Origin of the sequence: Salinirubellus salinus (assembly GCF_025231485.1) — an archaeon.
Classification (GTDB): domain Archaea; phylum Halobacteriota; class Halobacteria; order Halobacteriales; family Haloarculaceae; genus Salinirubellus; species Salinirubellus salinus.
This window is the reverse complement of the sequence record NZ_CP104003.1, coordinates 1,252,975-1,277,163: the sequence shown is the minus strand read 5'-3', so window position 1 is coordinate 1,277,163 and position 24,189 is coordinate 1,252,975. Positions and strand designations below refer to the sequence as shown.

The following is a 24,189-nucleotide window of genomic DNA, read 5'->3' as shown; positions in this document are numbered from 1 at the left end:
CATTTGGACTCCCCGACCCCACTCCGGGTATGGATCCCGACCTCTCCAGACTCGACGGCTACCTCGCCGACGCGGGCGTCGACGGCTACCTCGTGAACGCCTCCGCCGAGGACGCCACGCAGCGGTATCTCTCCGGATTCTCCGCTCCCGACCCGTACACGACGCTCTACACGGCCGACGGGGAGGCCCACCTCCTCGTCTCGGGGCTGGAGTACGGCCGCGCCAAGAAGGACGCCCGCGGGAGCGCGGAACGCCCCACGGACTACGACCGGCGGGCGAAAGTAGCGGAGTACGGCCCGACCGAGGGCGGCCACCGCGTCGTCGCCGAGTGGCTCGCCGACAAGGGCGTCGACAGCGTCGCCACGCCGTCGCGGTTCCCGCTCGGCCTCGCCGACGGCCTCCGGTCCCTCGACGTGGCCGTGACCGCCGACCACGACGACGTGGTGGAGCGGGTCCGCGCGGTGAAGACCGAGGCGGAGGTCGACAACGTCCGGGCGGCACAGGAGGCCAACGAGAAGGCGATGGCGACCGCCGAACGGATGCTCCGAGAGGCCGATCCGGACGTCGACGGCGTCCTCCACCTCGACGACGAGGTGCTGACCAGCGAGCGCATCCAGCAGGAGATCGAGGTGACGCTCCTCCGCGAGGGGTGTGCGCTCGACGAGACCATCGTCGCCTGCGGGTCGCAGGCGGCCGACCCGCACGAGCGTGGCCACGGCCCTATCTACGAGAACGAGGCCGTCATCGTCGACATCTTCCCGCGCTCGAAGGCCACCGGCTACTACGCCGACATGACCCGGACGTTCTGCGTCGGTGAACCCAGCGACACCATCACCGAGTGGTACGACCTGACCGAGGAGGCGCTCGACGCGGCCCTCGCCGAGCTCGAGGCGGGCGCCGACGGGAGCGTCGTCCACGGCGCTGCCTGCGACGTGTACGAGGACGCGGGCCTCCCGACGCTCCGGGCGGACGAGTCGACGGAGACCGGGTTCATCCACTCCACCGGCCACGGCGTCGGGCTCGACATCCACGAGTACCCGCGGCTCTCCACACAGGAGAACGAACTGGAGGCAGGGATGGTCGTCACCGTCGAACCGGGCCTCTACGACCCCGAGGTCGGTGGGGTTCGGATCGAGGACATCGTCGTCGTCCGCGAGGACGGCTACGAGAACCTGACCCGCTACGAGCGGTCGCTGGTCGTCTGAAGTCGCGGACGACCTGCCCCGGCACGGACCGAACCCGACAACCCTTTCGTGCCCGCGTGGGCATCTCTCGGTATGGATACGCTGGTCGTCGGTGCCGGCACGATGGGGCGGTGGTTCGGCGAGTGTCTCGCCGACCAGGACGTCGCCTTCGCCGACACCGACGTCGGAGTCGCTGCGGACGCCGCGGAGGCGGTCGGGGGCCGGACCGCGCTCCTGGACGGTGAGGAACGGTTCGACGTGGTCTGTCTCGCGGTCCCCATCTCCGTCGTCGAGTCGGCCATCGAGCGCAACGCCCCTCGTGCGGACCGGGCGGTGCTGGACGTCTCGGGCGTGATGCGTGGGCCCGTGGAGGCGATGCGGACAGCCGCGCCCGACTGCGAGCGCGCCAGTCTCCACCCGCTGTTCGCGCCGGCGAACGAACCCGGCAACGTCGCGTGGGTCGCTGACGAGGACGGGTCGGCGCTGCACGCCGTCCGCGAGGCCATCGCGGCTCGCGGCAACCACGTCTTCGACACCACCCCCGAGGAGCACGACCGGGCGATGTCGACGGTGCAGGCCCGCGCCCACGCGGCCGTCTTCGCCTACGCGCTGGCCCGTGAGGAGGTGCGCGAGGAGTTCCACACCCCGCTGTCGGGCCCCCTCTCGGACCTCGTCGACCAGGTGACCGAGAACACCCCACGCGTGTACGCCGAGATACAGTCCTCGTTCCCCGGCGCGGACGCCGTCGCCGAGGCCGCCCGCCGCGTCGCCGAGGCCGCCGAGGACCCCGAGGCGTTCGACGACCTCTACGCGGAGGCCGGGCGGGCCCCCGACGCGCCGGACACGGACGTGGGTGAGGGTGGATGAGCGAGCGCGACGAGATACTCGACAACGCACGGTACCTGCGGAACGTCCGGCCCGTCGACCCCGAGGAGATACACGAGTACGTCTCCACCGCACCCCACCCGGCGGTGGTCAGACAGACGCTGCGCGAGGCCGCGTTCGACCTCGGGATGCGCGAACGCGAGGACGGTACGTTCGCCCCCGTCGAGGACGGCCCCGCGTCGGTCACGTTCCACGGCGTCGAGTCGTTCCCCGAGGCCCACGCCCGGCGGCTCGAGGACCTGCTGGTCGAGACGTACGGCGCCGGCTGGGCGGACGGCGAGTCCGGTGGAACCCTCCGCGAGCGGCTCCGGCGGACGAAGGAGGCCTACTTCGGCGGGCGTGACGTGGCCTACGACCGCGACACCGCGCTCGCGTACGCGCTCTACCACCTGCCCGACTACTACGCGGCCGTCCAGTACCCACTGGCCGACCTCGCGGCCGACGGCCTCCTCCCTCGGCGTCTCCGGGTCCTCGAGGTCGGCGCGGGTGTCGGTGGCCCGGCACTGGGCGTCCACGACCTGCTCGGCGAGGAGACGCTCGTCGAGTACCACGCGGTCGAACCGAGCGACGACGCGGCCGACGTGTTCGAGCGGCTTCTCGGGGACCACCGCCCCGGATTCCGGCCGATCGTCCACCGCGAGACGGCCGAGGCGTTCGACCCGGCGAGCGTCCTTCCGGACGGCGAGGGGTTCGACCTCGTCCTGTTCGCGAACGTGCTCTCGGAACTCGTCGACCCCGAACCCGTCGCCCGTCGGTACGCCGAGTCGCTCGCGCCCGACGGCTCCCTGCTCCTGCTCGCACCGGCGGACCGCAACACGGCCATCGGGATGCGGCAGGTGGAGCGCGCGCTCGCCGACGACGGGCCGCTCTCGGTGTACGCCCCCACCGTCCGGCTGTGGCCGAACGACCGTCCGACCGACCGTGGCTGGTCGTTCGAAGTGAAGCCGGATCTTGCGGTGCCGGGGTTCCAGCGTGAACTCGACCGGCCGGCCGGCGGCGAGGGCGAGTTCGTCAACGTCGACGTCCAGTACGCCTACGCCACGCTCCGCCGCGACGGACGGACGGCCGTCGACGCCCGGCCCAGCCACGCCCGCCACGCGAAACTGGCCGACTCGGAGGACAACGTCACCCAGCGGGTCGACTTCCTCGCGCTGAAACTCAGCCACGACCTCTCGGAGGGTGGGAACCCGCTGTTCAAGATGAGCGACGGCTCTGAGTCGGTCGACCACTACGCCGTCCTGACCCGCCGGTCGGCGCTGAACGACGCGCTCGTCCACGCCGACTACGGCGACCCGCTCGCGTTCGAGAACGCGCTCGTGCTCTGGAACGACGACGAGGAGTCCTACAACGTCGTCGTCGACGGCGAGACCATCGTCGACCAGGTGGGCTGAGCGGTCACCACCCCCTGCCCTCGGTGGACCCCCGACGAGCGGTGGGGTTTTTGCGCCCGTCGGCCGCACCTGCGGTATGGATATCCTGCTGACGAACGACGACGGCATCGACGCCACCGGCCTGCGGGCGCTGTACGATTCGCTCTCGGAACTGGCCGAGGTGACCGCCGTCGCGCCTGCCGAGGACCAGAGTGCCGTGGGGCGACAGATGTCGAGTACGGTCACGCTCGAGAAACACGAACTCGGATACTCCGTGACCGGGACCCCCACGGACTGCGTCGTCGCCGGCGTGGGTGCCCTCTCGCTGGACCCGGACCTCGTCGTCGCCGGCTGTAACCGGGGAGCCAACCTCGGGCACTACGTCCTCGGACGCTCGGGGACCGTCTCGGCCGCCGTCGAGGCCGCCTTCTTCGGCATCCCCGCGATGGCCGTCTCGCTCTACTTCCCCGGCACCGAGGGCCACTACCAGTCGTTCGACCCCGGCATCGAGGAGTACGGCGAGGCCGCCCGTGCCGCCAAGTACCTCGTCAACCACGCGTTCGGCGCCGGGGTCTTCGAGCGTGCCGACTACCTGAACGTGAACGCGCCGCTCCCACCCGAGGAGGGCCACGCTCCGATGGAGATCACCCGTCCCTCACACGTCTACGACATCGACGCCGAGCGGACCGAGGATGGCGTCCGCATCGTCGACCACATCTGGGAGCGGATGGCGACCGGCGACATCGCGGACCCCGAGGGGACCGACCGCTACGCTGTGGTCGACGGGACCGTCAGCGTCTCGCCACTCACGGCCCCACACACCACGGAGCGCCACGAGGCACTCGACGCGCTCGCCCAGACGTACCCCGACATCGCCGACTGACTGCCGACAGACACTTCAGGGCGGGAGCGGGAGTTCGGACGATGCCCGACAGCCCTCCACCGCAGCGACCGCAGGTCACGAGACGCGCGCTCCTGAGACGTGGCACCGCCGGTGGCCTCGTGGTCGGCGGGGCCGTCGCTACCTACGCCGCCTCCAAGGCGGCCGCGAAGCACGGCGAGGTGGTCGTCCGCAACGTGGGTGCCATCGAGACACGCGAGGACGGCCGGCGCTACTCGGTGAGCCTCTTCTACCACGAACTCGACGACGACGGGCCGGACGAGCCGCAGGTCCACGAAGCCGCCGAGGGCAGACTCGAGGGCGGGTCCAGCGTCGACGACCCGTACCGCGTGCCCGACACGCTCCACCGCGACCTCGCAGCCGAGTTCGAGAACCTGACCTACCACGTCGGCCACCGGTGTCCGAACGCCCGCTGTAGCACCCCGAGGGTCGGTCGCGGCGCGTTCAACGACCTCTCGCTCGGGACGTCGGTCGACCTGCTCTACCTCCCGAGCAGCGCGCGTGCGGTCCGGGTCCCCTAGTCGAGTCCGAGGGAGTAGACCCAGCAGTCGTACGCGCCGCCCATCGTCTCCACGACGGCCTCGCCGGTCCGCTCGAACCCGTAGGACTCGTAGAAGCCGACGCCAACCTCGTTTGGCTTCAGGACGCCGAGCCGGAGCGTGCGGCGGTCGTCGGGGAGTCGCTCGCGGCCGGCGTCGACCAGCACCGTCCCCACTCCCGTCCCCCAGTGGTCTGGGTGGGCGTAGAGCGAGTGGAGTAGCGCCTCGTCCTCGCCGACGAACGGCTCGGTGTTCGCGGGTGACCAGAGGTACTGCGCGAAGCCGACCACCTCGTCGTCGCGTTCAGCGAGGAGGTAGGCGACCCCCGGCAGCGGCAGCCGCTCCAGCCACGTCCGGAGTTCGGCCGGGAACGCGGGGTCACGGACCGCCTCGAGGAGCGCCTCGTCGGCCAGCATCCCCTCGTAGACCGCCTCGCAGGAGGTCCGCGAGACGGTGGCTACGCGTGCGGCGTCCTCCGGACGGGCGGACCTGACGTTCACGGTCGGACCTTCGCGCCGGACGACAAGTATCTCGGGGTGGTGCGTGGCGGGGTCGTCGTCACACCGTCGTGGTGGAGGCCGCGTCCCGCTCGGCACCGCTTCGAGTGGTGGTCTGGGACGTAGTCGACGTTCACGTCCGTGTCGTTCGCCGGCGGGGTGCCCTCCCACCCCTCCCCCCCGACGCCCGAGTCGAACTCGGTCCCGGGGACGGCCACGCCGTCGACCACGCGAGTGCGTTCGACCGGTTCCGCGGTCACGTCGAGCACACTGGCCCGGCTCGACCGATTCCTCCCAGCGTTGCTGTGCCGCGCTACCGAGTCGGTGGGTCAGGCCTCGACACGGAACCGGACCCGGATGCCGTCGTGGTCGGCCGTCTCGAACCCGGTGTCGGTCGAGGTGACCGCCGCGTCGGTCGCGGCCACTCGGTCACGGAGGGCCGCCAGCGCGTCGGCCCCCGGGACCACGACCTCGAACCACGACAGTCCCCGGCCACCCGCCTCCCCCGAGCGGTCGTGCCAGACGTTGCCCGCGAGGTGGTGGTGGTAGTCCCCGGCGGCGACGAACGACGCGCCGGGGTAGGTGGTCGTCTCTCGGAAGCCGACGGTGTCGACCCAGAACGACCGGAACGTGGCGAGGTCGGCCACCTCGAGGTGGACGTGGCCCACGTCCGTACCGGCGGGCGCGGCGCCCTCGCCGGCGGCGTCGGCCGCCAGCGACTCGAGGTCCAGCGGGTCCGTCGCCATCCGTACCTGCCCCTCGGGGGCGTCGGGCCACTCGGTGCGGGAGCGGTCCCGGTACATCTCGACCCCGTTCCCCTCCGGGTCGGTCAGGTAGAGCGCCTCGCTGACGAGGTGGTCGGAGGCCCCACTCAACTGCCAGTGGCCGCGGATTCGGCCGAGCGCGTCTCCGAGCGCCGCTCGCGTGGGGACGCGGAACGCGTTGTGGTAGAGGCCGGCGGCCCTCGAGTGCCGCTCGCCCGCGTCGGGGGCCGACTCGAGGACGAGCAGTTCGACGTCGTCGGCACCGAGGACGGCCCACTCGCTCGAACGTTCCAGTACCGCGAGACCGACCACGTCGCGGTAGAAGTCGGTCTGGGTGCCGAGGTCGGCGACGGTGAGCGCCGTTCGACCGACTCGGGACGCCGGGGGGAGCGTGGGAGTCATCGTGTCGTCCGGGAGCACGGCGGGAAAGTGGATCAATGCTGACACTCGCTTCCGGTTTCGACTATAACACCATCATCAACGGCTCCATCGAATCCTTCAGATTGCTACGAGACTCAGCGTGCGTGCTGAATAGAGGGCGCGAATCGGTCATCACGATCTCTTATCCGGCCATGCCCACTCTCGTCGCAACGTCAGCGGTGAGTAGAAAGTATTTCACAACACGACCAGAAGACGCGCAGCAATGGCAGAGGACGGTTCCGACGGTGTGATCCCCTCTGTGGACGATGGATACGATGAACTCGCTAGCGCGGCTGTCGAGGATTTGCCGCTATCGGTGAGTCCGTGGGGTGACAGCCACTTCCAGTCCTACTACTCTTGGCCCGGATTGCGCGAGTGCCTCCCCGACGTCCACGATACTGACGTACTTATCGCGGGATGTGGTCGGGGGGACCACGTCGAGTTCTACCGGCAACGTGGCGCGACTGTTACCGGCCTAGACGTCAGTGCGGAGGCGATCGAACGGGCCCGCGACCGGCACCCGGACGGCCAGTTCGAGGTCGGCGACATTTCGGAAGGGCTTCCCTTCGAGGACGACGCGTTCCACGTCGTCGTCGCGAACCTCGTGTTGAGCCACATCGCCGAGTGGCGGCCGGTGTTTGAGTCGTTTCGTCGCGTGCTCCGAGGTGACGGATCGCTCGCCGTCGCCACGATTCACCCGGCGTACCAGCGCGAGCACTGGAATATCGAGAGATACGCCAATCGAATCGAAAAGGTCGCCGACTGGGGAGTTGCGGAGCTTCCGTCGTACTACCGACCGATGTCGGCGATCGTCCGGCCCTTCTTGGAAACTGGATTCACACTCGACGAGTTCAGCGAACCAACGCCCATGGAGGCATACGAGGATGTAAATCCCGAGCGATACACCGCCGCTCTCCGGACGCCGCAGGCACTCGTCGTCCGCGCTTCGCCACGTGTCCGTTGACACGGCCTCGAATCGGTCAGCCCGATCCTGATAAAAGTCGAGGAGTTGCCGAAGGCACTGCTGCATACACGGCGCGAGTGCAGCACAGTAGGCGTTCCGACCGACCGAATCGAACGGAAGGTGGTACGCTGTCTTCTTCTACTACTGGCAGATGGACGGACCTCAGCCTTGTACGGGTCTCTCAGGTTCTCCTCCGAATCGCGACCAATGTCATCAGGACGAGTGCCAGGTAGAGCTCCAGAGCTCCGAATCCAGGACCGTCGTTCCCCGTCGTGGGTACCGTCGGATCTGAAATGGAATCAAGTCTCGGCGTTGGCGTTGGTGTCGGGGTGGGGGTGACCGTCGGCATTGGCGTTGGTGTCGGGGTGGGGGTGACCGTCGGCATTGGCGTTGGTGTCGGGGTGGGGGTGACCGTCGGCATTGGCGTTGGTGTCGGGGTGGGGGTGACCGTCGGCATTGGCGTCGGTGTCGGGGTGGGGGTGACCGTCGGCATTGGCGTCGGTGTCGGGGTGGGGGTGACCGTCGGCATTGGCGTCGGTGTCGGGGTGGGGGTGGCCGTCGGCATTGGCGTCGGTGTCGGGGTGGGGGTGGCCGTCGGCATTGGCGTCGGTGTCGGGGTGGCCGTGACCGTCGGCGTTGGCGTCGGTGTCGGGTCACTCACGGTGACCGTGGCGCAGGTCGCGATGTCGCTGTCCTCGCCACCGCTGTAGGACCACACTTTCACCCGCGGGTCGTAGGTCCCCGGCTCGGCGTACGAGACCGTCCGCGAACTCTGGGTGGTGAATTCACCGAACGAACTGCCACCGAACTTGTCGTACCGGTAGTCGTCGGCGTTCTCCGATGCCGAGGCGTCGACCGTCACCGATTCACCGGTCTGGACGCTCGTGTCCGACACCGCACATCGAGCGACTGCAGTCGGTCCCGGAGTTGGAGTGGCCGTCGGTGTCGGTGTGGGCGTGGGTGTTTGGTCGCTCACGGTGACCGTGCCACAGGTCGCGATGTCGCTGTCCTCGCCACCGCTGTAGGACCACACTTTCACCCGCGGGTCGTAGGTCCCCGGTTCGGCGTACGAGACCGTGCGTGAACTCTGGGTGGTGAATTCACCGAACGAACTGCCACCGAACTTGTCGTACTGGTAGTCGTCGGTATTCTCCGATGCCGAGGCGTCGAGCGTCACCGATTCACCGGTCTGGACGCTCGCATCCGAGACCGAACACCTGGCGACCGGGTGGCTGCTCGTGGCGGCCGCGGGCGACGACCCCACGTCACCGCCGTCGAGCATGTGGGTCGTCGCGCCCACACTGCCGGCCGTGGTCGCGCCGAACACGGCGAGAGCGACGAGCGTCAGCAAAACGAGGCCGTGCATCCAGCAGCTACGTGTCATCTCACTGCTCGCCAGTCGGTCAGGGGGGCGTCCTCGCCCCTCCCGTCGTCAGTTGGTGGATTCATTCCTGATCACTCGTCTCCCGACGTGCTCGATTCCCGCTCGCGCACGTGGGAACCATATTCTGGGTGCTGACGGGAGCAGCCGACGACATTGGGCTTCGTCTGTCGACCGCAGCCGTTCGGGGGGCCTCGGGACCGAATCAGAGCGGTCGAATCACCCCCTCCCCCAGGTTGTAAAAAACTGTTACGTGTCACACATATAAAGATACGGTCGGAAGTGGTCCTTCTCCAGTTGATGTGGATTTTCCATCCGACGAGTACACCAGCGTCGCTCTCGATACCTGTAAGCCGGTGCGAGTCACCTACCGCTGGCAGGCAGGAAACAACTGGTTGTCACACAGAGACCCGTTCTCGTTGTCGGATACTGGTGGGAAGCTTGATTGCCGCGCCAGAACACTCCTCTGGAGTCAGTTCGCGACCGTTATGTGCCACTGCAGTTCCCGACAGAGCCAGCGGAACGGCCCGTTACTATCCATCATCACGTTGCTGCCGAAGCGTATACTTCACCCGCTTGACGTAGGAGTTCGAGGACCAGCTACGCGCGTCACTCGTCTCGGTCAAGGACGCCTCGGCAGCGTCGGGTGAGGTCGCGTCGTCTCGAACCAGCGCGGTGAGCACAATCGGAGCCGTCACGAGACGAGTCTCGGCCAGCGAGGCGCGGACGAGCGCGAGCCGATTGAGCTCGTCACAGAGCAGTTGCACGGGCTCTACCTCGTTCGCTAGTGTGACCGCCGCGTTCTCACCGTCGTCCAGTGGGACCGTCTCGTCCAGTTCGACGGACTGCACCTCGAACGAGGAGCGACGGTCGAGAACGGCCTGTGCCGCTTCACCCGAAGTGTCGTTGTAGGACGTGGTCTCGGTGAGTTCGTCGACGGCCTGCGCTGGGACGACCAGGGTGTGCGAATCGAGGAGGAGGTCGAGTCGGTCTAACGTGAGGTCGATGAGGGCGAGGGCACTCCCGCCGTTATACCCCCGTCCCCAGAACGGTTTACAGAGCCAGATTCACTGCGTTCCAGTGCGGCGACGCCAATCGAGTTTGAGGCCGGTTCCCCCGGCGAACTCCCCCGAACCCTCCTCACCGTCCTTCGGGCGAATGATGTATTTCAGGCTCTCTCGGGCGTCCCACTTACGCTCGGTCTCGTCGATGAACGTCTTCGTCTCGTTCACCGTCTCGTGCGGCGACCACGGCATGTATTCGATTATCTCGTGGATTCCGTCTTCCGTCGAACAGATACGATAGAATCCGAACACGTCTACGTTCTCGTGACAGAGCCGCTCGTGGCGGAGACGTTCGGTACTGAGAGACTCTGGGAACGTACTACGAACGTCACGGGAAACCGAGTTAAGAATACGGCTGCTCGTGAGGGTGGTCGCTCTTCTCTCGCAGCCAACGTATGGTGTATGCTACCTACTCTCGCGCTGCTCGACCTTGTTCAACTCGATGAGCAGCCGGAAGATGGCCTTCACGAGGTTGTCGTCCACGTCGAAGCGCTGGGCGTTCTCGCCCGCGCGGTCCATCACGGCCTGCTCCTGTGACTCGTCCGTGGTCGGGATGCCCTCCTCGCGCTTGACCGCGGCGATGGACTCGGCCACGTAGGTCCGTTGCGCGATGAGTTCGACGATCTCGCGGTCGATGTTGCGTATCTCGTCGCGGAGTTCGTCCAGCGACAACTCTTCCAGTGTCATGTCGTCCGTGCCCCCTCTGTCTGTGTCGTCGTGAGCCATGTGTGTCCCTCTCGTTCCGCCCAGTCCGCCCGCACCCGCTCCAGCACGTCGCGCTCGCCGACCGCCGTGAACGACGGCCCCGTACCGGACAGCGAGACGCCCGCCACGTCGGGCAGCGCCTCGACCATCGGCTCCGCCGGGAAGCCGAGCGCCGCGCAGAACGCGAAACCGTTGACCGTCATCGCCCGGCCGTAGCGCCCGTCGAGCGCCATCTCGCGCACCTCGTCGGCGACGGGGGCGATTCGCTCGCACCGCGAGACGTCGGCGTCCGCGGAGAACGCCCGCTCGTCGGGCGTGTAGACGAGCACGTCCCAGTCCACCTCGTCGCGGGCGAGCAGTTCGTCCGCCGAGTTGTCCGTCACCGTCACGCCCCCGAGCATCGAGGCCGAGGCGTCGTCGAACGCGCCGGTCACGGTGACGCCCGCGTCGCGGGCTGCCCGCACGCCGAGGCGGCACGCGTCGACCCGGTCGAGTGCACCTCCGGCACCCACCGGGACGCCGAGTGCGTCGAGTGTCGCCAGGACGGTCGCGTTGGCCGCCGCCGACGAGGACTTCAGCCCGCCGGCCATCGGCACCTCGCTCTCGGTGCGGACGTGCCCGCCCGTCATCTCGTCGGTGCCGAACTCGGAGACGACGAGTGCCACGCACCGCTCGACGAGCGTCGTGTCGGCGTCCGGGGCCTCGGCCACCTCGCCGGTGTACCCGTCGCCGTCGGTGGTGAGCGTCACCGTCGCCGTCGTGTAGGCGTCGATGGCGAACGCGCTCCCGAAGCCGTTGGCGAGCGCGTTCAACACCGTGCCGGCGGCGGGTGCCTCGGCCTGGCCCTGCATACCGGCAGGGAGCGGCGAGTGTACTTGGTGGTGCCGGTCGACGCAAGCCCCGCCCGCCGGGTCGGCCACTGGGACGGTGCCGCGCCGGAGCGCGGTGCTTTTCCCCCGAGACGGCCAACGCGGGGGTATGAGCGATAACCTCCGGAACGACATCGCACCGGACACGCTCTCCATCGAACTCGACGCCGACGGCGTGGCGGTGGAGTACACGGACGGCCGGAGCGTCTTCTACCACGGGGTCCCACAGAAGGCCGAGGGGTCCGTCGTCTCGGGGCCGGGGAAGGACGTCCACGTGCTCGTCACCGATCCCACCGAGGAGGAGGGCGTCGTCGTCTACGTCAACGACCGCAAGACCCACGACGACATCCTGCGGGACTCCGGCGTCGGGCGGGTCATCGTCGACCGGAACGTGACCGAGAGCATCTTCCCCGGCGTGGAGGCGACCAACAGCGGCTACCGCGTCGAGGTCACCGCCGACCCCGAGGCCGCCCGCGGGCGTGTCTTCGTCTTCGTCGAGGACGAGATGGGCGAACAGTCGTACGAGATCGTCGCGCCCGAGGGCGACGCGGACGACCCCGAGACCGAGACGGAGGCCTGAGGTGCCGCTCTCGAAGCGCTGGGAGCCGCTCGCACGCCGGACCATCGGTTCGGTCCCCGACCGCTACGGCATCTACGAACTCGGCGACGAGGACGGGACCGTCGTCGCCGTGGAGGCCGGCCCCCTCCGCGACGAACTGAAGGAGGCACTCGCCTACCGGGACGCCCCGAAGGTCCGCTGGCAGGTGGCCCAGAACCCCGCGCACGCCGAGCGACTGCTCGAGGAACACCGCGACCGACTCCGGGACTGAGGCGGGGGTCGCCTCAGTCGAGCCCTTCGCGGTCCCGGAGCGACGCCCGCCTGACCTTCCCGGTCGTCGTCTTCGGGAGTTCGTCGACGTACTCGACCGCTCGCGGGTACTCGTACTTCGCCAGCCGGTCGCGGACGTGTTGCTGTATCGACTCCGTCAGCGCGTCGCTCGGCTCGTGGCCCACGCCGAGGACGACGAACGCCTTCGGTATCTGGCCGCGCTCGTCGTCCGGGACGCCGATGACGGCGGCGTCCGCGGCGGCCTCGTGGGTGGCGACAGAGTCCTCCACCTCCTCGGGGCCGATGCGGTAGCCGGAACTGATGATGACGTCGTCGGTTCGCCCGACGAAGGTGAGGTAGCCGTCCTCGTTCACCCGGCCGAGGTCCTCCGTGAGGAGCCAGCCGTCCCGCACCTTCCGGTCGGTCTTCTCGGGCTCGTTCCAGTACTCGAGGAAGCAGACGGGGTTCCCCTCGTACCGGACGGCGATCTCGCCCGTCTCGCCGATGGGGACGGTCGCCTCGGCGGTCTCGGGGTCGACGATGTCGACCTCGTGGCCGGGCGCCCGCCGACCGATGTAGCCCTCGACGAACGGGGTGAGTGCGGTGCAGTCGCCGACGAGCATGTTCGCCTCCGTCTGGCCGTACCCCTCGTGGACGGCCGCGCCGTCGAAGACATCGGCTGCCCAGTCGACGATGCTCTGGCCGAGTGACTCGCCGCCCGAAGCGACGGTCCGGACGCTGGACACCCCGTACTCCCCCTCGACCTGCATCATCATCCTGAGGGCGGTCGGCGGCGCGAAGTACCGGGTGACGCCGTGGCGTTCGACCACCTCGAAGGCGCGTTCCGGGTCGAACTTCCCCGGCGAGCGGGAGGCGACCAGTTCGCGGCCGTAGTAGAGCGACGGGAACACCACGTCGAACAGCGAGGCGACCCACGCCCACTCCGCGGGCGTCCAGAACACGTCGTCATCGCGCAGGTCGACGTTGCAGAAGGACGTGAGGAACAGGGGGAGGTTCCCGAGTATCAGCCTGTGCGCGTGCCGGACGCCCTTCGGGTCGCCGGTCGTCCCGGAGGTGTAGATGAGGATGGACTCGTCCTCGGCGAGGGTGTCGACGGTCGCCACGTCGCCGTCCGCGGCCTCCAGCGCGTCGGCGAACGACACCTCCTCGCCCTCGGTGTCGCCCCCGACGACGACAGTCGTGTCGAGCCCGTCGACACCCTCGCGGGCCTCCCGGTAGTTCGCGACGTTGCTCGCGTCGACGACGCAGGCGACGGCGCCGGCGTCGGCCAGCCGGTACTCCAGCCCGTCGGGGCCGAACAGCGTCGAGAGCGGGACCGAGGTGGCCCCCAGTTTCCAGCACGCGAGGTGTGCGAGGACCGTCTCGGGGCGCTGAGGGCAGTTGACCCCGACCCGGTCACCGCGGGAGACGCCCTGCTCGCGGAGGAAGCCGGCGAGTCGGCGAGCACGCCCGTCGAGTTCGGCGTAGGTCAACGCCTCGTCGCTCCCGGCCTCGTCCTCGGAGCGGATGGCCACCGCGTCGGGTGTCTCGTCGGCCCACCGGTCACAGCAGTAGGCGGCCGCGTTGAACCGGTCTGGGACCTCCCACTCGAACCAGTCGAGGAGTTCGTCGTAGGAGTCCCACTCGCGCTCGTAGAAGTGGTAGGTGACGAGCCGCGGGGTGTCGACCATGTCCTCCGGTAGCGCGACACGGGTGGATAAATCCCCACGACGGACGCTCCCCCGGCCGCCAGCACCTCGGCCCCCGGCCGGGACGGGGACGTTCATCCGTCTCCCCCACGAAGGGGCGGGTATGAGCGACGACGTACCCGAGGCGCTCCGGCGGAACCGCCTCGCCGAGGAGGCCTCGCCGTACCTCCAGCAACACGCGGACAACCCCGTCAACTGGCAGCCGTGGGACGAGACGGCGCTCGCGGCCGCCGAGGCCACCGACCGCCCCATCTTCCTCTCCATCGGCTACTCATCGTGTCACTGGTGTCACGTCATGGAGGAGGAGTCGTTCGCCGACCCGAGCGTGGCACGGGTGCTGAACGAGCACTTCGTCCCGGTCAAGGTCGACCGCGAGGAGCGACCGGACGTCGACAGCGTCTACATGAAGACCTGCCAGCTCGTCCGTGGGAACGGCGGCTGGCCCCTCTCCGTGTTCCTCACGCCCGACGGTCGCCCGTTCTACGTGGGGACGTACTTCCCACCGGAGCCACGGCAGGGGATGCCCGGGTTCGAGCAACTGTGTCGGGACGTCGTCGCCGCGTGGACGGACCCCGAGGAACGCGAGGAGCTGGAGGACCGGGCCGACCAGTGGACTGCGGCGGTCCGTGACGACCTCGAGGGGGCGCCGGACGCCGCCGACGCCAGCGAGGCCGAGGAGGATCCGGTCGAAGCGGCCGCGAGCGCGGCACTCCGCATCGCCGACCGCGAGTACGGTGGCTTCGGCCGGTCCGGACCGAAGTTCCCGAGTCCGGGTCGCCTGCACGTGCTCCTGCGGGCGGCCGACCGGACCGACCGGGACGCCTACCGCGAGGTGGTCCGCGAGACGCTCGACGGGATGGCCAACGGTGGGATGTACGACCAGCTCGGCGGTGGGTTCCACCGCTACGCGACCGACCGCTCGTGGACCGTCCCGCACTTCGAGAAGATGCTCTACGACCAGGCCGGGCTCGCGCGTGCCTACCTCGCCGGCTGGCAGGCGCTCGGCGACGACCGCTACGCCACCGTCGCCGAGGAGACGTTCGCGTTCGTGGAGCGCGAACTCACGCACCCCGAAGGCGGGTTCTTCGCCACGCTCGACGCCCAGAGCGAGGACCCCGAGACGGGCGAACGCGAGGAGGGTGCCTTCTGGGTCTGGACGCCCGAGGACGTCGCCACGGTGTTCGATGACCCGACGGACGGCGCGCTGTTCCGCGAGCGCTACGGGGTCACCGACGCCGGCAACTTCGAGGACGGGCAGACGGTGCTGACGCTCGCGGCGAGTCCAGAAGAACTGGCGGCCAACAGTACTCTCGACGTGGCAGCGGTCGAGGAGCGACTCACCCGGCTCCGTGCCGAAGCGCTCGACGCACGCGAGACCCGGCCCCGCCCGCCCCGCGACGAGAAGGTGCTCGCGGGCTGGAACGGCCTGATGATCTCGGCGTTCGCCGAGGGGGCGCTCGTCCTCGATGCGGCGCTGGCCGAGACCGCCACGGCGGCCCTCGAGTTCTGCCGCGAGCACCACTGGGACGCCGACGAGGGGCGACTCTACCGCCGCTGGATGGACGGCGATCGGAAGGTCCCCGGCTATCTCGAGGACTACGCCGCCCTCGGTCGCGGGGCGCTCGACTGCTATCAGGCGACGGGCGACGTGTCGCACCTCGCGTTCGCCGCCGACCTCGCCCGTGTGGTGGTCGAGGAGTTCTGGGACGCCGACGAGCGGACGCTCTACTTCACCCCGCGGAGCGGCGAGTCGCTCGTCGCCCGTCCGCAGGAGACCGACGACTCCTCAACGCCGTCGAGTACGGGCGTCGCGGCGTCGCTGCTGCTCGACCTCGAACACTTCCTCCCCGACGAGGAGTTCGGCGAGGTGGCAGACGCTGTCCTCGACACCCACGCCGGGACCGTCGGCCGCGGCTCGGTCTCGAAGGCGACGCTCCTGTTGGCGCTCGACGACCGGGACCGTGGGGCGCTCGAACTCACGGTCGCGGCCGAGTCCCTCCCGGAGGCGTGGCGGGAGCGACTCGCCCGTGAGTACCTCCCCGGCCGTCTGCTCTCGGTCCGACCGCCGACCGACGAGGGGCTGGCGCCGTGGCTGGAGACGCTCGGGCTCGAGACGGCCCCGCCCATCTGGGCCGGTCGTGAGGCCCGCGACGGGGACCCGACGTGCTACACCTGTCGCTCGTTCACGTGTTCACCGCCGGTCCACGACGTGGACGAGGTGCTGTCGTGGGCCGAAGAGCTGGCGCCGTAGAAGCGAACAGGCGGTGCGTGGGGCCGTTCGTGCGTACCGGCGCACCACGGTCCCACCCAGACCGGTACGCGACCCATCTCAGGTCACGCGCGGTCTGGTCCTGCCCTCCTACTTGAACCTCAGTCCCGCGCTTCCAGTTCGTCCGCGAGGTAGACGAGGATGGGGCGGTCGGCCGCCTCGACGAAGCGGGCCACCTCCTCGCCGTCGATCTCGACCACGACGGTGGGGATGAACTCGATGCCGTACTCCTCGACGCCGGGGCCGATCTTCGAGCCGTCGTCGGCCTTCTCGACGGGGTAGTGCTCGACGCGCTCGCGGGGGATGCCGGCGGCCTCGAGTCCCGCACCGAAGTCCGGGAGCTGGCTCCGGCAGTCCTTGCACCAGTCGCCGCCCCACACCTTCACCGTCGCCACGTCGGCCACGTCGCGCCACGACGCGAGTGCGTCCTCGTAGGCGTCCGCCGTCCAGACGGGGTTCGGTCGCATCGTCTCCAGTTCGCCGGTGTCGCTGGATTCGCTCATTACCGAGGCGGATGGTCTCGTACCGCTTGAGACTCCCGGTCCGGTCGATTCGTGCCGGTCACGCGAGTCGCTCGTGCAACCGCTCGGCGAGGAGACGCCGGTGACAGGCCTTGTTCGGCCCCTCGAAACAGACGAGGGCCACCGACTCGCCACCACGGACTCGGTTCGCGAGGGCCGCGAGCGCGGCCTCTGCGCCCCCATCACCCTCGAGGTACATGCGGTACCGCCGTTCGAACTCGACCTCCTCCCACGCGGCGTTGTGGGCTCCTTCGTCACACATCCCGCCAGCCTTCAGCGTCTCGCGGCGCTCCTGCACCGCCTCGAGCAGGGCGGCAGGCGGCCCGAGCTCGCGGTGGTTCTCGTCGACGACGCCGTGGAACCAGCGCGGTGGCTGGCGGACCACGCCGACGAGCGTGGCCTCGCCCACGTCGACGAGCCCGTTGCCGACCGCGGCGGCGTACGTCTCGGTGACTGTCCCGGTCATCGGTGACGCTCGGTGGTCACCGGTGGTAAGCGCTGGGGGCGTGCGTGGGCGGTACGGATTGCCGCCGTCCGGCACGTGTAAAGGGCAGAGTCTCGAACGGCGGGGCATGGAACGTGGAATCCTCGGCACCGTGGGGTCGCCGCTGGTGCAGGTAGAGTCGCCGCCGGGGAGCGTCGTCGCCGCGAAGGTGGAGTCGAAGAACCCTGGCGGGTCCGCGAAGGACCGTCCCGCCGTGGCGATGGTCGAGGCCGCCGAACGCGACGGCGAGCTCACGCCCGGCGACACCATCGTCGAACCCACGTCCGGCAACACGGGCATCGGGATCGCGATGGTCGCCGCCGCCAAGGGGTACGACGCCACCATCGTCATGCCGGACTCGAAGTCACCCGAGCGACGCGACATCATGCGTGCCTACGGCGCGGACGTGGAACTCGTCTCCGGCACCATCTCCGACGCGAAGGACCGTGCCGACGAGATCGAGCGTGAGCGAGGGGCCGTCCAGCTGCGCCAGTTCGAGAACCCGTCGAACCCGGACGCACACTACCACACGACCGGCGCGGAGATACTCGAACAGGTCGGGGACCACACCGTCGACGCGCTCGTCTGCGGGGTCGGCACCGGGGGGACCATCACCGGAATCGGGCGGCGCCTCCGCGAGGCGTTCCCCGACTGCGAGATCGTGGCAGTCGAGCCCGAGAACGACGCCGTCCTCTCGGGCGGCGAGACGGGTGGGGACGACTTCCAGGGGATGGGACCGGGGTTTGTCTCACCGAACCTCGACACCGACCTGCTCACCTCGGTCGAGACGGTGAACGTCGAGGAGGCGGAGGCCGAGTGCCGCCGGCTCGCCCGCGAGGAGGGCATCCTCGTCGGACAGTCGTCGGGCGCGTCGAACCTCGCGGCCCGCCGGGTCGCCGAGCGACTCGCCGACCCCGAGGTGGCATCTCCCGGCCCGAACAACGAGACGGCCATCCTCGGTGACGGGACGGCGCCCCCCGAGCCGATCCCCGAGGACTGCCCGCTCGTCCTCACCGTCTACTGGGACTCCGGCGAGCGCTACATGTCGACCGGGATGTTCGACGACTAGGCCGCCATCCGGACGGCTACGTCCGGGTCCCAGCCCCCCGGCAGGTCCGTCCCCTTGGCGTCCGAGCGGATCAGGTCGACGAGGAACAGCATCGTCGCGGCGTTGAAGAGCACACAGATGGGCGCGAGGACGGCCGTGCCGAGGACTGCAGCGAAGACACTCGTCGTGAACAGCGGAGTCGCCACCAGTGAGACGGCGGCGACGGCGAAGAGGTACTTCCCGAAGAAGTTCGTGTATTGCCCACCGCGCGCCGAGAGCCCGTAGCTCCGTCGGAACGCGTCCACGAGCGAGCGGTCTTCGAGGACCACGAGGTACGGCGTCGGGTAGAACCGGTAGGCGAGGTAGAGGCCGACGATGAGGGCAGGGACGACGAGGACGAGATTCACGAGTGCGAGCACGACCAGCGTGAGTCCGAAGAGGCCCACGAGCAGTTCGAACGCCACGAGCGGGAGCACGTGCTGGAGTCCGTCGCTCACGCCGCCACCCGCTCGGAGGAGGTCGCGACGGAGCGCACCGAGGTACGCGGCGGCGAGGACGCCCGTCAGCACCGCACCGCCGAGTATCATCACGCCTCCCTGCAGGGGGTCGCCCCCGGCCGTGTAGACACTGAACCCGGTGCCGGGGTTCGGGAGGCTGACGAAGTCCCAGGCGGTGGCGACGGCGCTCGGGAACCCGAACGAGACGCCGAGCCGTATCGTCGAGGTGTCCGCCGCGATACGTTCGAAGTTCCCCGGCGAAGCGATGGCCGCGAGGAACGGGACCACGGCGAGGAGGAGCAGTCGGTCGAGACGACGGCTCGCGCTGGAGAGGAGGGCTCGAAACTGGACCATGCCCGGCGCTCGACCGCCCGCCCGAAAGGTCTACCGGCGCTCGCCGCCGAACTCGTCCTCCGTCACGCGGACGACGACGGTGTCGTCGACCTCGAACAGGTCGTACTTCGGGAGCTCCGGGCCGGTGCGGGCGACGTACATCGGTTCGGTGAGACGGCGCTCGCCCTCTTCCTCTATCACGCCGAAGACGCCGAGGTGGCGGCCAGACTCCTCGCGGTCGACCTCGTCGTCGCGGATGGCCGCCGCGAGCGACCGCGAGAGCCACTCGTCCTCGCTCACGGACGGTTCGCGCACCCACGCGTGGTCGACGAACCGGACGAGGTACCAGTTCAGGTCGTTGAGCAGAGCGACCGCAGAACCGAGCGAGATGGTCTCCAGCGCGACCGTGTTCGCGTACGGTTCGCGCAACTCGTAGGTGGCCAGCGCGTCCCGGGCCGTCTCGCGGGAGACCAGTTCGTACCGGAGGTTCACGTCCTCGCTCCCGACGAGACAGACCCGCGTCATGCGCCGAAGGAGACGGGGGGCAGGAAAAGGGGTTTCGGGTGCGAGACCGGGTCGGGACTCAGAAGGTCGGTAGCTTCCCGTCGATGACGTCCTCGGTCACGCTGGTCACGTCGGCGAGTTCGCGGTCGACGATGGCGGCGACCTCGGCCTCCACGTCGCCCACCTCGACGCCGTCCTCGGTGACGAGCGACGCGTCGGCGACGTGGGGGTTGTCGATGGGTTGGCCGATCTGACTGAGCAGGCGGATGCGGACCTCGCGGACGCCGTCCACCTCGTCGTAGACAGCCGCTGCGATGCGCGTCGAAAGGAGGTTGTATATCTTCCCGATGTGGTTGACGGGGTTCTTACCGGAGGTGGCCTCCATCGACATCGAGCGGTTCGGCGTGATGAGGCCGTTCGCGCGGTTCCCCCGACCGACCGAGCCGTCGTCACCCTGTTCGGCCGACGTGCCGGTCGTGGTCAGGTAGACCGCCTCCTTCTCGATGTTGTCGGCGGTGTTGACGTAGACCTCGACCTCGCGGTCGGTGTAGCTCGTGGCGAGGTCGGCGACGAAGGCCTCCACCTCGGCCACGGCGGCCTGATACGCGTCGATGTCGGTGAGGTGTTCGTCGACCATCGCGGCCGCGACGGTCACGTCGATCTGGTCGCCCTCGCGCTTGCCCATCACCTTGATGTCGGTGCCGAGGTAGTCGCCGTCGAACTCCTCGACGAGGCGCCGCTCCGTGTTGTAGACGATCTGTTCGGTCTCGCTGAGCGGGGCGTGACCGACGCCGAACGAGGTGTCGTTGGCCATCGGCACCTCCGCCCCGTCCTCGCCGAAGACGTTCTGGAGATCACCGGATCCTTCACCGAGTTTCACGTCGACGATGACGTCGGTCTCGAGGTCGAGGTCCTCGAAGTTCTCCGCGAGGTACTCGCGGGCGGCCCGGAGCGCGATACTCTCGGCGGGGATGATGTACTCCTCACCCGTCTCCTCGCAGGCGTAGTACTTCGTCGCCCGGCCGACGACGAGGATGTAGATGGGGTCCACGACGTCGCCGCCCCCGTAGGCCGGCGCGGAGTTCCCGGCGACGAGCTGTGTCTCGTCGGTGTTGAAGTGCAGCACCTTGCCCACCGTCTCGAGGTAGGCGTTCGCGAGTGCCTGCGAGACGTGTTCGGCGATCCCGTCGCAGATGGAGTCCGGGTGGCCGAGCCCCTTGCGCTCGACGATCTCGACCTCCTGGTCCTCGACCGCGTCGCCGGTGACCGGCTCGACGCGGATGTTCCGTTCGCTCATTACCCCGCCTACCCCGGCACACGGCCTATAACTTACGGAAACTTTTGCGCCGGATATGATTACTCGGGCGTATCCAGCAGCAGTCCGAGGTAGGACGTGCGTATCTGCTCGTCCGGGTCGAGCCCGAGGTCACGGAGGACGTCGATGGCGCCCTCGCGTGCTTCTTCGATGGCCTCGGCCTCCGTCTCCACCTCGACGAACTCGCCGAGGTCGGTCACGTCGTCCAGCGTCACGGTGTACCCCGCGTAGCGGTAGAAGGTGCGGTCCTTCTCGACGGTGAACGCGGGCGTGAAGCCCACGCCGTCGAGTATCCCCTCCAGCGCCGCCGCGTCGGCGACGACCGTCTCGTGTTCCTCGCGGGTCTTCGACGCCGCCTCCACGAGTGGCCCCTTGTAGGTCAGTTTCACCGTCGCGTCCCTCTCCTCGTTCTCCCCGTCGCTTCCGTCCTCACGCTCGCGCCTGACCCGGAGTGCCTCGTCCGTCTCGGCGAAGTCGCGGTGTGGCGCGTCGTAGTACGTGTCCGTCTGGACGACGTGTCGGCGCCGGTCGGCACCCAGCGAGGCCAGCCGCTCGCGGACCGTCTCGTGGTCGGCGGCGACCTTCAGTTCCACCTCGTACATACCGGCCGCTCGTGCGGTGGTCGGAAAACACCCCCGCTCCGGGCCCGACCGCGTGCTCTGGGGCACTGTGGTCGCTCACACAGAGCACACGCTCCGGGCGGCGAGAAACGTGATTGTTAAGGGTCGGACACGTGATTCCGGTGTATGAGCGACTCATCCGAGGAAGTCGAAGAGGAAGCAACCGAGGACGTCGAGGAGGAGGTCGAGGAGACCGAGGCCGAGACCGAAGCGACGGAGACGGAGGCCGAGGAGGAGTCCACGGGCCTGCAGGAGGGTGACTTCATCCGACTGGCCTACACCGCACGCACCGTCGAGGGCGGCCAGCTCGTCGACACGACAGACCCCGACGTGGCCGAGGAAGAGGGCGTCGGTGACCAGGGGACGTTCGAGCCCCGCGTCATCGTGCTCGGCTCGGGACACCTCTTCGAGTCCGTCGAGGAGGCCGTCATCGGCAAGGAGGCCGGCGAGAGCGGGTCGGTCAGCATCCCCGCCGCCGAGGCGTTCGGCGAGTACGACGAGAGTCAGGTCGAGACCGTCGCGGCCAACAAGATCGAAGAGGACGACCGGTACCCCGGCGCCCGCATCCAGATCGACGGCCGGCAGGGGACGCTGGAGACCATCATCGGCGGCCGCGCTCGCGTCGACTTCAACCACCCGCTGGCCGGCGAGGACATCGAGTACGACTTCGAGGTCGTCGAGGTCGTCGACGACCAGCTCGAGCGGGCCGAGGGCCTGCTCAACATGTTCCTCGACATGGACCTCGAGATGCGCATCCAGGACGACGAGGTCGAGGAGACCAGCGTCGAGCAGCCCGACGAGGACGACGAGGACGCCGAACCCGAGACGGTCACCGAGACCGTCGAGAAGCGGACTCTCTACGTCGAGGCGACCCCGCAGCTCTCGATGAACCAGCAGTGGATGTTCCAGAAGCAGCAGATCGCCCAGGAGATCATCGACAAGACCGACATCGACCGCATCGTCGTGGAGGAGGTCCTCGACGGCGGCGGGATGATGGGCGGCATGGGTGGCATGATGGGCGGCATGGGCGGCGGCGGTGAGGCCGACATCGAGGAGGCGCTCGAAGAGGCCGACATCGACGCGGACGAGATCGCAGAGGACCTGTAAACCCACTTTTTACTCGTCGGGTGCACTCGCTGCGCTCGCGCACCGCTCCTCGCAAAAACGTGGGGAAAAACTGCGCCGCTCGCTTGCGCTCGCGGCGGGTAGGTGTGCTAGCCACGACCGCACAGCAACAGCAGAAGATATCTCGATCAGTAGCCCCGCTCCCCCCTGACGTGGTTGCTCGTCGCCACGTCGATGCTCGTCTTCTTCGTCCCCCAGATCCACTCGAGGTAGTCCTCCAGCCGGTCGGCCGACCGCAGGTCTTCGACGGTGTAGTAGCTCTCGACGAGTTCGTCGTTCGTGAACAGCGCGTGGACCGTGTCGTGACACGGCGGGCAGAGGTCGACGACGGGGGAGGTCTACCTGTGCTCGGGAAGCAGGTGGTGGCGCGTAGTCGGGAGGTCCGGACCGTAACGACGACAGAGTGCGCACTCGCCCATCAGTTCGACCTACGCACTCGAACGGTATCGACCATTCGCTCCTGGAGACTCGCAGGAGAGCACGATAGTGGCAGGTGCCGTGCGTTCGCGGTGTGGTATCGGTCCAGTGTGCTCACCCGCCGCGAGCGAAGCGAGCGGCGCAGTTTTAGTCCAGTTTTTACGAGGAGCGGTTCGCGCCGCAGGCGTGAACCCGACGAGTAAAAAGTGGTGGTCTAGGCGATGTCGCGGCTCGTGTCGATGGCCACCTCTTCGCTCAGCTCCAGTTTGATGACCTCGTTGAGCGCGATGCCGCCCCGGAACTTCGGGATGGCGAGGCGGTTCTCGATCTGGTCGCCCTTGATCCGGGTCTCGAGCTGGAAGACGATGTCCGCCATGTGCTCGGTGGTGTCCCGAAGTTCGGGGACGTGCCGACCGTCGAGACAGTGAAGGAGCGCGAGACTCCCCGTGTTGTAGATGTGGTTCTGGAGTTCGTTCATGAAGTTCCGGAACCGGGCCGGCTCCTGCCGTTCGAGGACGTCCAGCGGGTCGACGATGAGGTTCGAGCGTTCGGGGAGCGCCCCGACGAGTTTGGTGGCGCTGTCGAGCGGGGCCTCGCCGGCCACGTCGCGCACCGTCGGGTCGCCGGTCCGTGTCTCGGCCTCGCGGATGGAGTGGGTGACGGCGTCGCCGGTACGGTCGAGCGACAGGTACAGCGTCCCGCGGGTGGCCGTGAGTTCGTAGAGGAACAGTTCGGCCTGACTCGCCGGCTCCGCCGTGAGAGCGACGATGCTACCGGCCGGAATCCCACCGTCGAGCTTCCGGTCGAGCACCTCGATCCCAGTTCGGAGCCGGTCGGGCATCTCGTGTACACTCTGGCTTTCGGGAGGATAAACGTTCTGGCGCTATCTGGTGTAGAATAAAGTCTGGACCGAGACACCAGGAACGTCGAGTCGACCCCTGACGCAGCTACGAGGCGGACTCCGAGGGAGCCGAG

27 protein-coding genes are annotated in these 24,189 nt (G+C 68.6%); 11 read left to right on the top strand and 16 right to left on the bottom strand.

Annotated elements, in window-relative coordinates; translation table 11 throughout:
- Positions 1-29: 29 nt before the first annotated feature.
- From N0B31_RS07110 to N0B31_RS07090, 5 genes are all read left to right on the top strand, one after another.
- Entirely contained in the window at positions 30-1,205 is a 1,176-nt protein-coding gene (locus tag N0B31_RS07110) for a M24 family metallopeptidase (protein ID WP_260595173.1), read from the top strand.
- Positions 1,206-1,277: 72 nt separating this feature from the next.
- Positions 1,278-2,051 carry a prephenate dehydrogenase/arogenate dehydrogenase family protein gene (locus N0B31_RS07105; RefSeq protein ID WP_260595172.1) on the top strand — a complete coding sequence of 258 codons (774 nt, stop codon included), beginning with the start codon at positions 1,278-1,280 and terminating at the stop codon, positions 2,049-2,051.
- A complete protein-coding gene (locus N0B31_RS07100) occupies positions 2,048-3,460 on the top strand; it encodes a small ribosomal subunit Rsm22 family protein (protein ID WP_260595171.1) in 1,413 nt (470 codons plus the stop codon). Before N0B31_RS07105 ends, N0B31_RS07100 begins: the two co-directional genes overlap by 4 nt.
- A gap of 76 nt (positions 3,461-3,536) precedes the next feature.
- On the top strand, positions 3,537-4,322 hold the full coding sequence (surE, locus tag N0B31_RS07095) for a 5'/3'-nucleotidase SurE (RefSeq protein WP_260595170.1): 786 nt from the start codon (positions 3,537-3,539) through the stop codon (positions 4,320-4,322).
- Between the two features lie 41 nt (positions 4,323-4,363).
- Positions 4,364-4,861 carry a hypothetical protein gene (locus N0B31_RS07090; RefSeq protein ID WP_260595169.1) on the top strand — a complete coding sequence of 166 codons (498 nt, stop codon included), beginning with the start codon at positions 4,364-4,366 and terminating at the stop codon, positions 4,859-4,861.
- Here the strand turns inward: N0B31_RS07090 and N0B31_RS07085 are convergent.
- From N0B31_RS07085 to N0B31_RS07075, 3 genes are read right to left on the bottom strand one after another with little or no spacing between them, the layout of a single operon-like run.
- Complete coding sequence (locus N0B31_RS07085; protein ID WP_260595168.1) at positions 4,858-5,379, bottom strand: GNAT family N-acetyltransferase; 522 nt, start codon at positions 5,377-5,379, stop codon at positions 4,858-4,860. The two genes, N0B31_RS07090 and N0B31_RS07085, sit on opposite strands and share 4 nt — an antisense overlap.
- Complete coding sequence (locus tag N0B31_RS07080) at positions 5,376-5,645, bottom strand: hypothetical protein (protein ID WP_260595167.1); 270 nt, start codon at positions 5,643-5,645, stop codon at positions 5,376-5,378. Before N0B31_RS07080 ends, N0B31_RS07085 begins: the two co-directional genes overlap by 4 nt.
- A 60-nt stretch (positions 5,646-5,705) precedes the next feature.
- Positions 5,706-6,542, bottom strand: a complete 837-nt coding sequence (locus N0B31_RS07075; protein WP_260595166.1) for a VOC family protein — start codon at positions 6,540-6,542, stop codon at positions 5,706-5,708.
- Between the two features lie 241 nt (positions 6,543-6,783).
- Here N0B31_RS07075 and N0B31_RS07070 point away from each other — a divergent pair, with 241 nt between their 5' ends.
- Positions 6,784-7,524, top strand: a complete 741-nt coding sequence (locus tag N0B31_RS07070) for a class I SAM-dependent methyltransferase (protein WP_260595165.1) — start codon at positions 6,784-6,786, stop codon at positions 7,522-7,524.
- A gap of 181 nt (positions 7,525-7,705) precedes the next feature.
- On the opposite strand, the gene N0B31_RS07065 is transcribed toward N0B31_RS07070, so the two are convergent.
- The 5 genes from N0B31_RS07065 to N0B31_RS07045 all read right to left on the bottom strand — a co-directional run bounded on the left by N0B31_RS07065 (position 7,706) and on the right by N0B31_RS07045 (position 11,525).
- Entirely contained in the window at positions 7,706-8,908 is a 1,203-nt protein-coding gene (locus tag N0B31_RS07065; RefSeq protein WP_260595164.1) for a hypothetical protein, read from the bottom strand.
- 530 nt (positions 8,909-9,438) lie between these two features.
- A complete protein-coding gene (locus N0B31_RS07060) occupies positions 9,439-9,756 on the bottom strand; it encodes a hypothetical protein (RefSeq protein ID WP_260595163.1) in 318 nt (105 codons plus the stop codon).
- A gap of 216 nt (positions 9,757-9,972) precedes the next feature.
- Positions 9,973-10,221 carry a hypothetical protein gene (locus N0B31_RS07055; RefSeq protein WP_260595162.1) on the bottom strand — a complete coding sequence of 83 codons (249 nt, stop codon included), beginning with the start codon at positions 10,219-10,221 and terminating at the stop codon, positions 9,973-9,975.
- A 153-nt stretch (positions 10,222-10,374) separates the two neighbouring features.
- On the bottom strand, positions 10,375-10,695 hold the full coding sequence (locus N0B31_RS07050; protein ID WP_260595161.1) for a chorismate mutase: 321 nt from the start codon (positions 10,693-10,695) through the stop codon (positions 10,375-10,377).
- On the bottom strand, positions 10,653-11,525 hold the full coding sequence (locus N0B31_RS07045) for a shikimate kinase (RefSeq protein WP_260595160.1): 873 nt from the start codon (positions 11,523-11,525) through the stop codon (positions 10,653-10,655). The genes N0B31_RS07050 and N0B31_RS07045 overlap by 43 nt, the downstream gene beginning before the upstream one ends.
- Positions 11,526-11,652: 127 nt before the next feature.
- Between N0B31_RS07045 and N0B31_RS07040 the strand changes: the two genes are divergently transcribed.
- A complete protein-coding gene (locus N0B31_RS07040; RefSeq protein ID WP_260595159.1) occupies positions 11,653-12,123 on the top strand; it encodes a DUF5796 family protein in 471 nt (156 codons plus the stop codon).
- Position 12,124: 1 nt separating this feature from the next.
- Positions 12,125-12,373, top strand: coding sequence for a DUF7508 domain-containing protein (locus tag N0B31_RS07035; RefSeq protein WP_260595158.1), 249 nt, complete (start codon positions 12,125-12,127; stop codon positions 12,371-12,373).
- Positions 12,374-12,386: 13 nt separating this feature from the next.
- Here N0B31_RS07035 and N0B31_RS07030 read toward each other — a convergent pair whose 3' ends face one another.
- Entirely contained in the window at positions 12,387-14,063 is a 1,677-nt protein-coding gene (locus N0B31_RS07030; RefSeq protein ID WP_260595157.1) for an acetate--CoA ligase, read from the bottom strand.
- A gap of 121 nt (positions 14,064-14,184) precedes the next feature.
- On the opposite strand from N0B31_RS07030, the gene N0B31_RS07025 reads away from it, so the two are divergent.
- Positions 14,185-16,332: a thioredoxin domain-containing protein gene (locus N0B31_RS07025; protein ID WP_260595156.1), complete on the top strand. Its 2,148-nt coding sequence runs from the start codon at positions 14,185-14,187 to the stop codon at positions 16,330-16,332.
- Positions 16,333-16,451: 119 nt separating this feature from the next.
- Here the strand turns inward: N0B31_RS07025 and N0B31_RS07020 are convergent, their stop codons facing one another.
- Both N0B31_RS07020 and N0B31_RS07015 read right to left on the bottom strand, forming a co-directional pair.
- On the bottom strand, positions 16,452-16,853 hold the full coding sequence (locus N0B31_RS07020) for a thioredoxin family protein (RefSeq protein WP_260595155.1): 402 nt from the start codon (positions 16,851-16,853) through the stop codon (positions 16,452-16,454).
- Between the two features lie 58 nt (positions 16,854-16,911).
- Positions 16,912-17,337, bottom strand: a complete 426-nt coding sequence (locus N0B31_RS07015; RefSeq protein ID WP_260595154.1) for a DUF488 family protein, N3 subclade — start codon at positions 17,335-17,337, stop codon at positions 16,912-16,914.
- 106 nt (positions 17,338-17,443) lie between these two features.
- Between N0B31_RS07015 and N0B31_RS07010 the strand changes: the two genes are divergently transcribed.
- On the top strand, positions 17,444-18,424 hold the full coding sequence (locus N0B31_RS07010; protein WP_260595153.1) for a PLP-dependent cysteine synthase family protein: 981 nt from the start codon (positions 17,444-17,446) through the stop codon (positions 18,422-18,424).
- Here N0B31_RS07010 and N0B31_RS07005 read toward each other — a convergent pair.
- The 4 genes from N0B31_RS07005 to cyaB are packed head-to-tail and all read right to left on the bottom strand — an operon-like array spanning position 18,421 to position 21,654.
- Complete coding sequence (locus N0B31_RS07005) at positions 18,421-19,254, bottom strand: hypothetical protein (protein WP_260595152.1); 834 nt, start codon at positions 19,252-19,254, stop codon at positions 18,421-18,423. The genes N0B31_RS07010 and N0B31_RS07005 overlap by 4 nt on opposite strands.
- Before the next feature lie 30 nt (positions 19,255-19,284).
- Complete coding sequence (locus tag N0B31_RS07000) at positions 19,285-19,758, bottom strand: DUF5804 family protein (RefSeq protein ID WP_260595151.1); 474 nt, start codon at positions 19,756-19,758, stop codon at positions 19,285-19,287.
- Positions 19,759-19,816: 58 nt separating this feature from the next.
- Positions 19,817-21,034, bottom strand: a complete 1,218-nt coding sequence (locus tag N0B31_RS06995) for a methionine adenosyltransferase (RefSeq protein ID WP_260595150.1) — start codon at positions 21,032-21,034, stop codon at positions 19,817-19,819.
- A 59-nt stretch (positions 21,035-21,093) separates the two neighbouring features.
- A complete protein-coding gene (gene cyaB, locus N0B31_RS06990) occupies positions 21,094-21,654 on the bottom strand; it encodes a class IV adenylate cyclase (RefSeq protein WP_260595149.1) in 561 nt (186 codons plus the stop codon).
- Positions 21,655-21,798: 144 nt separating this feature from the next.
- On the opposite strand from cyaB, the gene N0B31_RS06985 reads away from it, so the two are divergent.
- Positions 21,799-22,779 carry an FKBP-type peptidyl-prolyl cis-trans isomerase gene (locus N0B31_RS06985; RefSeq protein WP_260595148.1) on the top strand — a complete coding sequence of 327 codons (981 nt, stop codon included), beginning with the start codon at positions 21,799-21,801 and terminating at the stop codon, positions 22,777-22,779.
- Positions 22,780-23,428: 649 nt separating this feature from the next.
- On the opposite strand, the gene N0B31_RS06980 is transcribed toward N0B31_RS06985, so the two are convergent.
- Positions 23,429-24,055: an RAD55 family ATPase gene (locus tag N0B31_RS06980; protein WP_260595147.1), complete on the bottom strand. Its 627-nt coding sequence runs from the start codon at positions 24,053-24,055 to the stop codon at positions 23,429-23,431.
- Between the last annotated feature and the right edge of the window lie 134 nt (positions 24,056-24,189).